The 12,812-nt window shown below is 60.8% G+C and carries 10 protein-coding genes and 1 tRNA gene; 2 read left to right on the forward strand and 9 right to left on the reverse strand.

All coding sequences use genetic code 11. The features are described 5' to 3' along the window. Window positions 1-52: 52 nt before the first annotated feature. The 8 genes from LGH70_RS10025 to LGH70_RS10060 all read right to left on the reverse strand — a co-directional run bounded on the left by LGH70_RS10025 (window position 53) and on the right by LGH70_RS10060 (window position 8,946). The gene (locus LGH70_RS10025; protein WP_226185097.1) at window positions 53-796 is read right to left on the reverse strand and encodes an NADPH-dependent F420 reductase; all 744 of its coding nucleotides are present in this window, start codon (window positions 794-796) and stop codon (window positions 53-55) included. Between the two features lie 139 nt (window positions 797-935). Further along, window positions 936-1,382, reverse strand: a complete 447-nt coding sequence (locus LGH70_RS10030) for an organic hydroperoxide resistance protein (protein WP_226185098.1) — start codon at window positions 1,380-1,382, stop codon at window positions 936-938. A 54-nt stretch (window positions 1,383-1,436) separates the two neighbouring features. Continuing rightward, window positions 1,437-2,183 carry an NADPH-dependent F420 reductase gene (locus LGH70_RS10035; RefSeq protein WP_226185099.1) on the reverse strand — a complete coding sequence of 249 codons (747 nt, stop codon included), beginning with the start codon at window positions 2,181-2,183 and terminating at the stop codon, window positions 1,437-1,439. A gap of 72 nt (window positions 2,184-2,255) precedes the next feature. Beyond that, window positions 2,256-2,531: an ArsR/SmtB family transcription factor gene (locus LGH70_RS10040; protein WP_226185100.1), complete on the reverse strand. Its 276-nt coding sequence runs from the start codon at window positions 2,529-2,531 to the stop codon at window positions 2,256-2,258. 70 nt (window positions 2,532-2,601) lie between these two features. After that, the gene (locus tag LGH70_RS10045; protein WP_226185101.1) at window positions 2,602-4,029 is read right to left on the reverse strand and encodes a TolC family protein; all 1,428 of its coding nucleotides are present in this window, start codon (window positions 4,027-4,029) and stop codon (window positions 2,602-2,604) included. 5 nt (window positions 4,030-4,034) lie between these two features. Next, the gene (locus LGH70_RS10050; protein WP_226185102.1) at window positions 4,035-7,226 is read right to left on the reverse strand and encodes an efflux RND transporter permease subunit; all 3,192 of its coding nucleotides are present in this window, start codon (window positions 7,224-7,226) and stop codon (window positions 4,035-4,037) included. A 12-nt stretch (window positions 7,227-7,238) separates the two neighbouring features. Continuing rightward, complete coding sequence (locus LGH70_RS10055; RefSeq protein WP_226185103.1) at window positions 7,239-8,402, reverse strand: efflux RND transporter periplasmic adaptor subunit; 1,164 nt, start codon at window positions 8,400-8,402, stop codon at window positions 7,239-7,241. Window positions 8,403-8,658: 256 nt separating this feature from the next. Then, the gene (locus tag LGH70_RS10060) at window positions 8,659-8,946 is read right to left on the reverse strand and encodes an ArsR/SmtB family transcription factor (protein WP_226185104.1); all 288 of its coding nucleotides are present in this window, start codon (window positions 8,944-8,946) and stop codon (window positions 8,659-8,661) included. Between the two features lie 291 nt (window positions 8,947-9,237). Here LGH70_RS10060 and LGH70_RS10065 point away from each other — a divergent pair, with 291 nt between their 5' ends. Next, window positions 9,238-11,820 carry a pectinesterase family protein gene (locus LGH70_RS10065; RefSeq protein WP_226185105.1) on the forward strand — a complete coding sequence of 861 codons (2,583 nt, stop codon included), beginning with the start codon at window positions 9,238-9,240 and terminating at the stop codon, window positions 11,818-11,820. 281 nt (window positions 11,821-12,101) lie between these two features. On the opposite strand, the gene LGH70_RS10070 is transcribed toward LGH70_RS10065, so the two are convergent. Further along, window positions 12,102-12,173: transfer RNA gene (locus LGH70_RS10070), tRNA-Arg, on the reverse strand. A 176-nt stretch (window positions 12,174-12,349) separates the two neighbouring features. On the opposite strand from LGH70_RS10070, the gene LGH70_RS10075 reads away from it, so the two are divergent. After that, window positions 12,350-12,799 (forward strand): organic hydroperoxide resistance protein, encoded by a 450-nt coding sequence (locus tag LGH70_RS10075; protein ID WP_226185106.1) that lies wholly within the window; start codon window positions 12,350-12,352, stop codon window positions 12,797-12,799. Window positions 12,800-12,812 lie beyond the last annotated feature (13 nt).

Here is a 12,812-nt window from a genome sequence, read left to right on the forward strand (position 1 = left end):
TTTTTACTGCTGTTGGTCGGCAGGCAAGTTGTTGGGGTGATGGGCACCTAGCCTACGCGCCCATGCCCAGCGAGCGGTTCAGGGCCAGCAGGTCTTCGCGCGTGAGGGGCGTGCCGTGCTGCGTGAGCTGGGCTATAATCTCATCGCGCACCTGCGGGCCCTTGCCGGGCACGGCGTTGGCCAGGGCCTGGGTCAGCTCCGGGGCCGTGAGGTCGGTGCAGTAGGCTGGTGTGCCCGGCTGCTGCCGCCACGACTCGGCCAAGGAGCCCGCGTCTACCACGTCAAAGCCTGTAGCGCTGATGAGCTCAGCCACGCGCTGTTTGGCCTGCGCATTGTCGCCGGCTACCGAAATGGCGATGCGACCGGGCGTGCCGGGGGCGGTGCCGCCCACCACCAGCGTCTGGGACAGGATGTTGTTGTAGGCTTTGATGATGGGGCGACCCAACTGCTCGGCCACCCACACGCTTTCGACTTGCCCGTTTTCCAAAGCGTCGATTTTTCCGTCCCGCTGCGGGTAGTAGTTGCTGGTATCCGCCACCACCACCGCCGGGGGCAGGTCGCGTAGCAGGCCGGTGGGCAGCTTTGGAATGGCGTGCAGGGGGATGCTGACGAACACCACGTCCACGTCCTGCACTACTTCTGGCAGGGTAGCGGGGCTGCCGCCCAGCTCCTTCGCTTTTTGGGCCAGCTCGTCGGGCTGGCGGGTGTTGGTGACTTTCACCTGGTGACCGGCAGCCGCCAGCTTTTGCGCGAGGGTAGCCCCGATGGAACCGGTGCCAATAATGCCAATCTTCATAAGGAGAATGCGTGAATGTGAAAAGAGGGGGGTACATCAGCTCGCCCGACAGGCGGGCCGAGCTGCACGGCGAACCTTACGCCAGCCCTAGCATTGCGCTTGAGCCGGGCGTAAGGTTCACTCTGCCCACCGTGGCGGTCTAGGCAGCTACGGCGGCGTCGGTGGTGACAGTGAGCTTCACGTCGATGTTGCCGCGCGTGGCGCGCGAGTAAGGGCAGGTGTGGTGGGCCTTGTCCACGATTTCCTCGGCCTGGGCCTGGTCTACGCCGGGCAGGTTGGCGTGCAGGGCCACGCTGAGGGTGGGCAGGTTTTCTTCGTTCATGAACAGCTCCACTTGGGCATCAATGGAGATGTCGCCCACGTTCACCTTGGCCTGGCGCGCAATGTGAATGACGGCATTGCCGAAGCAGGCGGCGTAGCCGGCGGCAAAGAGCTGCTCGGGGTTGGTAGCGCCTTCGCGGGCCCAGCCGCCTAGGCTGCGGGGCATGGTCAGCTCCAGGTTAAGCACGTGGTCGGTTGATTCGATACGGCCGTCACGGCCGCCGATTGATTTGGCTTGCGCCGCGTGCAGGATGGTAGTTGCCATGATAGTAGCTGGAAGTTTTGTTTAAAAAAGAACCTAGGGAAAAGCGTGGTCCGGCTACGCCTTGCCTAGCTGCCGGGCACGATTGCCGGCCACCACTTCTTCGCGCGTAGGCCAGGCTTCGCGTTGCAGCAGCGCCGAGATAATCTGGTCGCGTATTTGCGGGGCTTTGCCGGGCACGGCATTGGCTAGGGCCTGGGTCAGCTCGGGGGCCGTGAGTTCGGTGCAGTAGGCCGGGGTGCCGGGCTGTTGCCGCCACGAGTCGGCCAGGCTACCCCCATCCACCACGTCGAAGCCGAAGTCGTTGCAGAGGTCGGATAGAATTTGCTTGGCGCGCTTGTCGTCGCCCGCAATGGAAAGGGCTATGCGGCCGGGCGTGCCGGGAGCGGTGCCGCCGTCGGCAATCGTCTCAGCCAGCAGGTTGTTGAAGGCTTTCAGCAAGGGGCGGCCCAGCTGCTCGGCCGCCAGCACGCTCTCCGGCTGGCCTTGCTCCAGGGCCTCGATTTTCTCGTCCCGAAAGGGGTAGTAGTTGCCGGTATCCACCACGATAACCTCGGGGGGCAACGACCGGAACAGGTCCTTGGGAAACTCGTCAAGTACCTTGAAAGGCACGGCGATAAAGATTAGGTCCACGTTCTGCACCACTTCTTGTAGAGTGGCAGGGCTAGCCCCCAATTCCTGGGCTTTGCGGGCCAGCTCGGCCGGCTGGCGGGTGTTGGTCACTTTCACTTGGTGGCCGAGGGCGACCAGGTTTTTGGCGAGGGAGCCGCCGACAGGGCCGGTGCCAATGATTCCGATTTTCATGGGATGGGGTTGAGTAGTTTATCGATTCCAGGCGATGCCTTGCTTCGGAACGTCCAGTGACTTGTAGGAGAGCTAGGGCATCTTCAGCAATTGCAGAAAGCTTTCCAGTTCCTGCAGCTTTTCTGTGTTGATAGTCAAGTACATGTTGCGGCCTTCCTTACACGAATGGACCAAGCCCGCATCTACCAGCGCCTTCACGTGCTGCGACATGGAGGGCTGGCTGATGTGCACAAACTCATACAGATTGGCGCATCCCAGCCGCTGCGCCCGCGCAATCTCCTGCAGCATGCGCAGGCGGTTCGGGTCGCTCAGCGACTTGGCTAGCTTGACGAGGGACTTGGTATCCATAGCAGTAGGGTGGGATAGGAGAATTTTGCTTGGCGAAGCAGGGAGTGCGAGTAGAGTAGATTGGGGCTTGTTACTGCCAGCCGCCGCCCACGGCCCGGTACAGCTCCACATTCGCCTCCAACTGGTCGCGTTTCAGCGAAGCCAGCTCCAGCTCGCTTTGCAGCGCGTTGCTCTGGGCCGTGATGACTTCCAGGTAGCTGGCCAGACCGCTGCGGAATAGTAGATTGGCATTGGTCGTCGCCTGGCGTAGCGTGCTGACGCGCTCCGTGGCAATGGCCTGCTGGGTCTGCGTGCGCTGGACCTGTCCGAGGGCATCTGATACTTCGCCCACCGCTACCAGCACCTGCTGGCGGAACTGAATCACCGTCCGCTCGCGGTCAATCTGGGCCTGCTGGTACTGCGTGCGCAACGCCCCGCGCTGAAACAGCGGCTGCGTAATGCCCCCCGTCGCCAAGCCAAACAGCGAGGCCGGCACGCTAAACCAGTTGCTGGCCTGAAAGGAATTGAGGCCGCCCTGCGCCGTGATGGCCAGCGTGGGGTAGAGCTGCGCTTTGGTGTAGCCCACCGTGGCGTTAGCTCGGTCCAGGGCCAGCTCGGCACTGCGCACGTCGGGCCGCCGGGCCAGCAGCGCCGCCGGCACGCCACCTGCGGACACCACCGGCACTTGTAGACGCAGCAGGTTGCCGGTGCGGCTGATGCCGCCCGGCATCCGCCCGGCCAGGATGCTCAGGGCATCTTCCTGCACCGTGATGGCCTGCTCGAACTCAGGGATGAGGCCGGCCGCCGTCAGGCGCTGCGCCTCGACCTGCTGCACGGCCAGGGCCGTCACCTGCCCGGCCGTGAACTGCAGCCGGGTGAAGCGCAGGGTGCTGTCGGTGAGGGCGAAGTTGCGCCGGGCCACGGCTAGTTGGGTGTCCAGCATCAGCAGATTATAATAGCCCTCGGCCACTTGTGCCACCACTTGCGTTTGCACGGCCTTGCGCGCTTCCTGGCTTTGCAGGTAGACGGCCAGCGCCTCCTGCTTGCGGCTGCGGATTTTGCCCCAGATGTCGGCTTCCCAGCTGATGGTCGGTGCTAGATTATAGTCTTCGATGTGCTTGGTGCCCAGAAACTGGCTGAGGGAAATGCCGTTCAGGCTGTTGCTGGAGGGCCGGTTGGTCGTTACGCCCGCTTGCAGGGTCGCGGCCGGGAAGTAGCCCAGCCGGGCCTGCTTGAGCGTGGCCTGCGCCGAGGCGATATTCTGGATAGCCAGCTGCAAGTCGTTGTTGTGCCGAGTGGCGCTGTCGAGCAGTTGCTGCAAGGCCGGCTCGGTGAAGAAGCTGCGCCACGGCAGGTTGACGACCGAGGCCGTATCGGTGTTGGTGGCGGTGCGGTACGTGGCCGGCAGCGGCAGCGTGGGCAGGGGTAGGTCTTTCGACACTTTGCAGGATGCCACAAGGAGCAAGCCTGCCAGCACCAGCGGAAGCCGGTGCCAGGGTTTATTCTTAAGAGTAGTCATGGAGATTAGCTAACCGTGGCGTGGACCCGCTCCCGTTCCCGCTCGGCCGGAACCGCAGGGGCTTGGGGGCCGGACGTCCCGCTGAGGCGCTCGTTCAGGCGTTGAAAAATCACGAACAGCAAGGGAATCAGGAACAGGCCGAGCACGACGCCCGTGAACATGCCCCCGGCCGCGCCGATGCTGATAGAATGGTTGCCTTGCGCCGACGGGCCTTGCACGTTCATCATCGGCAGCATCCCGGCCACGAAGGCCAGCGACGTCATGAGGATGGGGCGCAGGCGGGAGGCTGAGGCATTGAGCGCGGCCTGCACCAGCCGCTCGCCCGCGTGGCGGCGCTGCAAAGCAAATTCCACGATGAGGATGGCATTCTTAGCCAGCAGGCCGATGAGCATAATCAAGGCCACCTGCACGTAGATGTTGTTGGTGATGCCCGCAAAACCGATGGCCGCGAACACCCCCAAAATGCCCGTCGGCAGCGACAGCAGCACGGCAAAGGGCAGAATGTAGCTCTCGTACTGGGCCGCCAGCAGGAAGTACACGAACACAATACACATCAGGAAGACGATGGTCGATTGGTTGCCCGCGGAGATTTCCTCGCGGGTCAAGCCCGAAAACTCGTAGGTGTAGCCCGCGGGCAAGTACTTCTCGGCCGTCAGCTCGACCGCCTTAATGGCATCGCCGGAGCTGTAGCCCGGCTTCGGCGTTGCGTTGATGGTCAGCGCGTTGAAGAGGTTGTAGCGCGAGGCCGTTTCCGGGCCGAACACCCGCTTGAGGTGCACCAGCGTGGCCAGGGGGACCATCTCGCCCCGGTTGTTTTTCACAAACGCGCCGTTGAGGGCCGTCAGGTCGGCGCGGCTGGCCTGGTCGGCCTGCACCACCACCCGGTAGTATTTGCCGAAGCGGTTGAAGTCGGTGGCCTGGGCGCTGCCGAAAAAGGCCTGCATGGTTTGCAGCGCGTCTTTCACGCCCACGCCCAGTTGGGCGGCTTTTACCTCATCTACTTCCGCTTCCAGCTGCGGGTAGTCAGCCCGGAACGAGGTGAAGGCCACGCCGATTGCTGGCTGCTTCATCAGCTCGCCGATAAAGTTCTGCCCGACCTGGCCGAGCTTGGGCAGCTCGCCGCCGGTGCGGTCCTGCAACACTACTTCCAGGCCTTCCACGTTGCCGAAGCCCGGCACGGTGGGCGTGGTAAACACGAAGAAATCCGCCCCCTTAATGGGGGTCAGTTTTTCGCGTATTATGGCCATAATGCCCTCAATGTCCTTCTCCGCCCCGCGGTCTTTGATGGGCCGCAGGCGCGCAAATAGTGTGATGGACGAGGGGCTGGTGGCCTGCGACAGGATGTTGAATCCAACCATCATGTTGATGACCTCAATAGACGGCAGGGGGATTAACTGCTTTTCGATTTGCTGGGCAACCTGCTCGGTGCGGTACATCGACGCGGCGGCCGGCAGGGTCACGGACACGGCCACAAAGCTCTGGTCTTCATTTGGAATGAAGCCGGAGGGCGTACGCTTAGCCAGCCAGCCGGTGAGGGCCACCACCAGCACCAGGCTGCCGATACCTACCCACTTGTGGCGCACCAGAAACTTGATGCTGCCCACGTAGCGACCAGTCAGCCGCTCGAAGCTGCGGTTGAAGCCCGCAAAAAAGCGGGTTTTAAATGACTTAAGGGCGGCGTGCTCCCCGTCGTGCGGGGTGTGCTTGAGAAAGAGCGCCGCCAGGGCGGGGCTCAGCGTCAGGGCGTTGACGGCCGAAATAACAATGGCAATGGCCATCGTGAAGGCAAACTGGCGGTAGAACACCCCCGTCGGGCCCTCCAGCAAGCCCACCGGCAGAAACACAGCCGCCATGACCAGGGTAATGGAAATAATAGCCCCAGTAATCTCGCTCATGGCGCTGGTGGTGGCTGATTTCACCGAGTGCGTGCCCTCCTCCAGCTTGCTGTGCACGGCCTCCACCACCACAATGGCGTCATCGACCACAATGCCGATGGCCAACACCAGGGCAAAGAGCGTGAGCAGGTTGATGGTAAAGCCCATCAGCTGCATAAAGAAGAACGTGCCTACGATGGCCACCGGCACGGCGATGGCCGGAATGAGGGTCGAGCGGAAATCCTGCAGGAAGATGAACACCACGATAAACACCAGTACAAAGGCCTCGAGGAGCGTGTGCTTGACCTGCTCGATGGACAAGTCCAGCGCCTCCTTGGTACTGAGCAGGGTGAGTTGCTTGACGCCTTTGGGTAGGTTTTTTTCCAGCTTCTTCATGGCTTTGCTCACGGCAATCTGCACCTCGTTGGCGTTGGAGCCCGCCGCCTGGAAGATGGCCACGTTCATGCCCTGCTTGCCCGAAACCCGTACGCTGCTGTTGTACGTCGTCGAGCCAAATTCCACCCGCGCCACGTCCTTGAGGCGCAGCATCGAGCCGTCGGCATTGGCCCGGAGTATCATGTTTTCGTAGTCCGTAGGCTTGTTGCGCTTGCCCTTGTACTTGATGACGTACTCAAACGACTCCTGGCTGCTCTCGCCCAGGCGACCGGGGGCGGCCTCCAGGTTTTTGTCCTGGATGGCGGCCATCACCTCGGCTGGCGTGAGGTTGTAGCTGGCCAGTTGCGCCGGGTTCAGCCAAACGCGCATGGCGTAGGCCTTGTTGCCCCCAAACACAATGGCCGAGCCCACGCCTGGAATCCGTTTCAGCTCCGGTATCAGGTTGATTTGCGCGTAGTTGTCCAGAAACATCTGGTCATACTTCTCGGGGTCTTCCGAGTAGAGCTCCACAATCATGGCTAGGCTATTCTGCTGCTTGGCCACGGTCACGCCCTGCTGCACCACCTCGGCCGGCAGCTGGCTGGTGGCCTGCGCCACCCGATTCTGCACGTTGACGGCCGCCTGGTCGGGGTCGGTACCCAGGGTGAAACTGACCTGAATGACGAGCGTGCCATCGTTACTGGCCGTCGACTTCAGGTACATCATGTTCTCGACGCCGTTGATTGATTCTTCCAGCGAGGGCGCCACCGAGCGCAGTAGCGTTTCGGCGTTGGCGCCGGGGTAGAGCGCCGTGACCTGCACCGTGGGGGGCGCAATGTCGGGGAACTGCTGAATCGGCAGCTTCCACAAGGCCAGTGCCCCCAAAATCACCAACAAGATGGAGATGACGGTGGCCAGCACGGGTCGTTCAATAAAGACTTTAAACATAACCGGAAACGATTAATTCTGAACGGATTGAGCGGCTTCCTGGTCCACCACCACGGCGCTGGCCTTTGGAGCCTCCGGGGTGGGCTGGATGATTTGGCCTTCCTGCAAGTGGTCGATGCCTTGCAGCACAATCCGGTCGCCGTCTTTCAGGCCCTGGCTCACTAGGTAGTTGGCGCCGCTCTTGCCCTGAATGGTGATGGCCTGGCGGCTGACGCGGTTGCTGTCGCCCACCGCGTACACGAACACGCGGTCCTGCAACTCCACGGTGGCGGCGGTGGGCACCAGCAACACATCGGGGTGCGCCAGGGCCAACCGAATGGTGCCCGTGTTGCCCGAGCGCAGCAGGCCGTTGGCGTTGGGGAAGGTGGCGCGCAGCGTCACGGCCCCCGTCGTCTTGTTGAACTGCCCGTCCACCATATCCACCTTGCCCTTGGTGGGGTAGGTGCTTTGGTCGGATAGTACCAGGGCCACTGGTGGCAGGTGCGCGAGCTTGTCTTGCAGTGTGCTCCCCGCGTACTGCTTGCGGAAGGTGACAAAATCGTCCTCGCCCAGCGAGAAGTAGGTGTGCACCTCGTGCACGTCGGAAAGTTGCGTCAGAGCTTGCGCATCAGTGGGCCCCACTAAGCTGCCCTGCTTGGTTTGCAGCCGTCCGAGGTAGCCACTTACCGGCGCCGTAATGGTGGTGTAGCCCATATTGATACGGGCGCTGCTGACCGCTGCCTTGGCGCGCTGCAGGTTGGCCTTGGCCACGATCAGGGCCGCCTGCGCCGTTTGCAACTGCACCTCCGAGACGACCTTGTTCTGCACCAGCGGCGCAAACCGGTCGACTTCTATTTGGGCACTGACCACAGCCCCGGCCGCCGCCTGCTGGGCCGCCAGGGCGTTGTTCAACTGCTCGCGGAACGGCGCGTCGTTAATTTTAAACAGCGGTTGGCCTTTGCGCACGGCCGCGCCCTCATCCACCAGGATGCGCTCCAGCACCCCCGTTACCTGCGGCCGAATCTCCACGTTGACGACGCCCTCAATAGAAGCCGGGTAATCCTGGTAGGTGGTTTCGGTGCCGGTATGCAGTACTTGCACCGGTAGGGCCGGCGGGGTCAGGGCCTGTTGCGGGGCTTGCTGCTCCGCGCAGCTCGCCAGCAGCAAGCTGCCAGCTAAAAGAGAGGAAAGTTTCATGGTAAAAAGCGGCCCAGACAAGGGTCTTGAGTGAAGTCGTATGTGCGTTGGAATGCTACTAATTAGTGTTGATATATTATTGAATAAGCATGTGCTAATGTAAATGGTTAAAAAAAACCCAGACATAGATGTTTACTAGCAGCGGGTACCCTTCGCTCACTTCAGCAAAGGTACCAACCATAAATACATAAGCAAGAGATAATGTTTTAAAAAAGTAAAAACCGCTGACGATACCGCCAGCGGGCTACGGGATTAGTTAAGCTTTAACAGTAGCCGGTTTAAGCAGCTGCAGGAAGTCTTCCAACTCCTGCAGCTTTTCGGCATTGATGGACATGTGCATATTCCGGCCTTCTTTGTGCGACTCAATCAAGCCCGCCTCGGAGAGGGATTTGAGGTGCTGTGACATCGAGGGCTGGCTAATAGGCACGTATTGAAACAAGTCGGCACAGACCGTAATTTCCCCTTTTGCAATTTCCTGCAACAAGCGAAGACGGGTAGGGTCGCTGAGGGATTTGGCTAACTTGACGAGGGACTTGGTATCCATAGAAGGCGAAGGTAAGCAATGTTCTTAACTCATGCGCATGGGTTAATGTTTTGTAACTGGTAGCGTTTCAAAATGGTTCTGGCTAGTGGGTGCAGTTGAGAAATAGCCCTCCTTAAACTGAATTGCCGCGTTTACCTTCGGACTGTTTTGCTGTACAAGAACTGGTCCTGCCGCGCCGGCATCGTTGCCGGTAACGATTGCACAAATAAGGAGGCAAGGGCTGGCATCGGGCGGGGCAAGTGGGAGGTATTATTAACGAATAATTCCTGTGTCCCACCTATTTACCCTCGTATGCAAAATACCCTTACTCGGCAGGTTCTCCCCACCCAATTCTGGGTGTTGGTTGGCTTTTTTCTGTTTGCTTTTCCCCTCTCGTCCTTCGCGCAGGCGTTCGACCTGACCGTGGCCCAGGACGGCACCGGCAATTACACCACGGTGCAAGCCGCTATCAACGCCGCGCCCGCGGGCCGCACCACCCCGTTTACCATCTTCATCAAGAACGGTACGTACCGGGAGCGGGTGACGATTCCGGTCAACAAGCCGTTTCTGCAGTTGACCGGGGAGAGTGTGGCCAATACCCGCATTACCTATAACCAGGCCAACGTGCCGTCGTTCCCCGGCAACACGTCCACGGTCATCATCAACGCCTCGGACATAACGGCGGTGAATATCACCTTTGAGAACTTCTGGGGAGAGTCGCCGCAGGCCCTGGCCATGTACACCACCGGCGACCGGATAGCCTTTAAGAACTGCCGCTTCCTGGGCGGGCAGGATACCGTGCAACTCAACTCGCAGGTAGGCAACCGCAACTATTTCAAGGACTGCTACATCGATGGTGTAGTCGACTTTATCTTCGGCGCGGGCCGGGGCGTGTTCGAGAACTGCATCATCTACGCCCGCACCCGGCGCGACGGCGGCAATGGTGGCTACATCACGGCGGCTAACACCCAGCCCGGGCAGCCCTACGGCTTTGTGTTCCGCAACTGCCTGATTCCGGAAAACCGGGGCACGACGACGTACACGCTGGGGCGCCCCTGGCAGAATGACTTGGGCTCGACGCCCACGGACCGCTCCCACACCAAAGTTGTGTGGCTGAACACCACCATGGGCAGCTCCATCAAGCCCGCCGGCTGGCAGGTGTGGGACGCCGGCACGGTGACCAGCGTCATCCAGTACGCCGAGTACAAGAGCCGGGATTTCAGCGGCAACCTGGTCAACATCAGCCAGCGCGTGCCCTGGTCCATCCAGCTCGCCGACGCGGACACCATGAACTACACCCGCGCCGCCGTGCTCGGCAACTGGAACCCGTGCAGCGTGTTGCCTAATTTCTGCACCAGTACGCCCGCACCCATCGCCGTATCGAACTTCCTGGCCCTGAAAGGCACGGCAACGGCGCCTTCCACCCTGCAGTGGAACATCAGCTGGCCCATAGGCGGGGTGCAATATCAATTGTTTCGCAGCAGCGTGCGCCGCGGCACGTACGCCCCGGTTTACACCACGACCTCGACCGTTGCCACCAATATCAACTTCGGTACGACGGACCCCATTCCCGCGCCGGGCACCACTTATTACTATTACGTGCGCGCTTCCAAGGCCGGCTTGGCCACGCACGTGACCGACACACTGCAGGTGTCGAGTATGCCCACCATCCTTACTACGGGTAGCTTCCAGGCGTTCCTGCAGGGGGGAAGCCAGCCCTCGGCGGCGCAGAACATTCTCGTCAGCGGCGAAAACCTGATGGCCGGGCTGGTCATCACGCCTTCCGCCAACTTCCAGGTATCGGTTAACGGCGGCAGCACCTGGGCATCAAGTGCCATCCTCACGCCCAGCGCCAATGGTATCGTGGCTAGCACCACCCTGAGTGTGCGCCTGAACGCCGCTAGCGTGGGCACCTACACAGGCAGCCTCGGCCTGACCAGCACGGGCGCGGCCACCGTCAGCTTGTCCCTGAATGGCACGGCGCAGGCCGCCGCCTTGCCGCAGTCGTTTCCGCTGCTGTGGTGGCCCATGGCCCGCACCAACCAGGACAGCGCCGCCGTGCGCAGCAGTGCCGTGACGGGCAGCATACCTACGTTTCGCAAGTTTGTCATATCCTCGGGCTCCGCCGCGGCCACTATTCCGCCTTATTCTACCCGCTACGGCCAGGCATTTGCGCCAACAGCCGACGGGGGCTGGACCACGGCCCTGGGCGGCCCCGGTGGCAACCTGAACCGTACGTACTACGAGCAGTTCACCGTAACGCCCAACGGCACAACGCCCGTGCGGGTGGATTCGGTGTCGTTCACCGCCTACGTCACGGGCTCTACCAGCAACACGAAAATGGCGGTCGTATGGTCGCGCAGTGGCTTTGCCGCCGACTCGGCCGACGTGAGCGGCGGCACTGGTCCCGGAGGGATGCTGCCCGGCACAGCGAATGCCGGCTTTACCACACCGGTTTTCCTGGGCACGCAGGCTGCCTACCGCCTGGCCTTTGCCGGAGCCAGCGGCATGACGTTGCAGGCCGGGCAGCGCCTCACGTTCCGGGTGTATTTCAGCTGCGGCTCCACCACGACCACGACCCGCTTTGCCACACTCAAGAATGTGCTGGTGAAAGGGGAGGCGCAGGTGATAACCGGTACGCGCCGCGCGGCCAGCACCCGCTTGCAACTGTACCCCAATCCAGCGACGGCAGAGGCGTTGCTGGTGCATCCGGTGGCCACGCAGGAAACCACCATCACCATCTATTCCCCGATGGGGCAGCGGGTCGCCACCATTTTTTGCCCGGTCGGCAGCCAACAGACCCTGCTCGACCTGCAGCACTTGGCCAGTGGCCAGTACCTGGTGCGCTATAGCAACGGCACCACGCAATTCACGGCCAAGCTGATTAAGCAGTAGCTACGGCATTGGCAATATTGCAGGCCTTGAAGCGCACCCGCTCCTCCATCAATTTCGAAGTGAAGTAGAAGCTGCACGCCAACCGCGGTGCCCGTCATTATTGACAGGCAGACGAAATAGAGCGGGAAAGTAGAGCCCGCAGCCTCATAAGGCACGTGTAATCCAAAAACTAAAGGTATGTAACACTACTACGGCTGAAGTTGTGAAAGACTGCGGTTGTACCCCAAGCTGTACCCTAGTAATGAAAAAAGGCCCTCACGCTATCGTGAGGGCCTTTTCAGTGGTCGCGCTAGGAATCGAACCTAGATCAAGAGCTTCGGAAACTCTTATACTATCCGTTGTACGACGCGACCAGTTGACGTTTGGTATGCGGCAAAAGTAGAGAGAAAAATGTGCCCTGCCAAACCAAAACCGCATTTGCTTGGGCCAGATGCTGATATAAGTCACCTGCAACAAGGATAACCAAATTCGGGTGAAGTCAGTTAAGACAGATACACAACCGATTACTTCTCTAACCTGACACCTGCTCATGAAAAAGAATCTGTATACGGCCGATGCTACGGCCACTGGCGGCCGTAGCGGCCACGTGCGCTCCTCCGACAGCGTTATCGATATGCCCATGTCGGTGCCCGAAGGTCTGGGAGGCGAAAAGGGGGCAACAAACCCCGAGCAGTTGTTTGCTGCCGGCTATGCGGCCTGTTTCCAGCAGGCACTGATTGTAATTGCCGGCCGCGAAAACTTGAAGATGGACCCTGCTAGTACGGTGCAATGCTCCGTAACCTTATTTCAGGAGGGTGAAGGCTACGGCCTGAGCGCAGTGCTGGATGTGGACCTGAAAGGAGTAGAGCCGCAAAAGGCCATCGACATGGTGAACAAAGCCCACCAGATCTGTCCGTACTCCGTTGGGACGCGCGGCAACATGGAAGTGGAACTCAAAGTAGCCGGTCAGCCCGCGGCCGTGTCTGCCGACAACGCCTAAATACATTTTACCA

The organism is Hymenobacter nitidus (genome assembly GCF_020447315.1).
Taxonomy (GTDB): Bacteria; Bacteroidota; Bacteroidia; order Cytophagales; family Hymenobacteraceae; genus Hymenobacter; species Hymenobacter nitidus.

What these genes read in the sequence shown, in the direction of transcription:
- LGH70_RS10060 (WP_226185104.1), bottom strand. Translation starts at nt 8,946, where the DNA reads ATGGATACCAAGTCCCTCGTCAAGTTAGCCAAATCCCTCAGCGACCCT.
- LGH70_RS10075 (WP_226185106.1), top strand. Translation starts at nt 12,350, where the DNA reads ATGAAAAAGAATCTGTATACGGCCGATGCTACGGCCACTGGCGGCCGT.
- LGH70_RS10030 (WP_226185098.1), bottom strand. Translation starts at nt 1,382, where the DNA reads ATGGCAACTACCATCCTGCACGCGGCGCAAGCCAAATCAATCGGCGGC.
- LGH70_RS10055 (WP_226185103.1), bottom strand. Translation starts at nt 8,402, where the DNA reads ATGAAACTTTCCTCTCTTTTAGCTGGCAGCTTGCTGCTGGCGAGCTGC.
- LGH70_RS10050 (WP_226185102.1), bottom strand. Translation starts at nt 7,226, where the DNA reads ATGTTTAAAGTCTTTATTGAACGACCCGTGCTGGCCACCGTCATCTCC.
- LGH70_RS10025 (WP_226185097.1), bottom strand. Translation starts at nt 796, where the DNA reads ATGAAGATTGGCATTATTGGCACCGGTTCCATCGGGGCTACCCTCGCG.
- LGH70_RS10035 (WP_226185099.1), bottom strand. Translation starts at nt 2,183, where the DNA reads ATGAAAATCGGAATCATTGGCACCGGCCCTGTCGGCGGCTCCCTCGCC.
- LGH70_RS10045 (WP_226185101.1), bottom strand. Translation starts at nt 4,029, where the DNA reads ATGACTACTCTTAAGAATAAACCCTGGCACCGGCTTCCGCTGGTGCTG.
- LGH70_RS10065 (WP_226185105.1), top strand. Translation starts at nt 9,238, where the DNA reads ATGCAAAATACCCTTACTCGGCAGGTTCTCCCCACCCAATTCTGGGTG.
- LGH70_RS10040 (WP_226185100.1), bottom strand. Translation starts at nt 2,531, where the DNA reads ATGGATACCAAGTCCCTCGTCAAGCTAGCCAAGTCGCTGAGCGACCCG.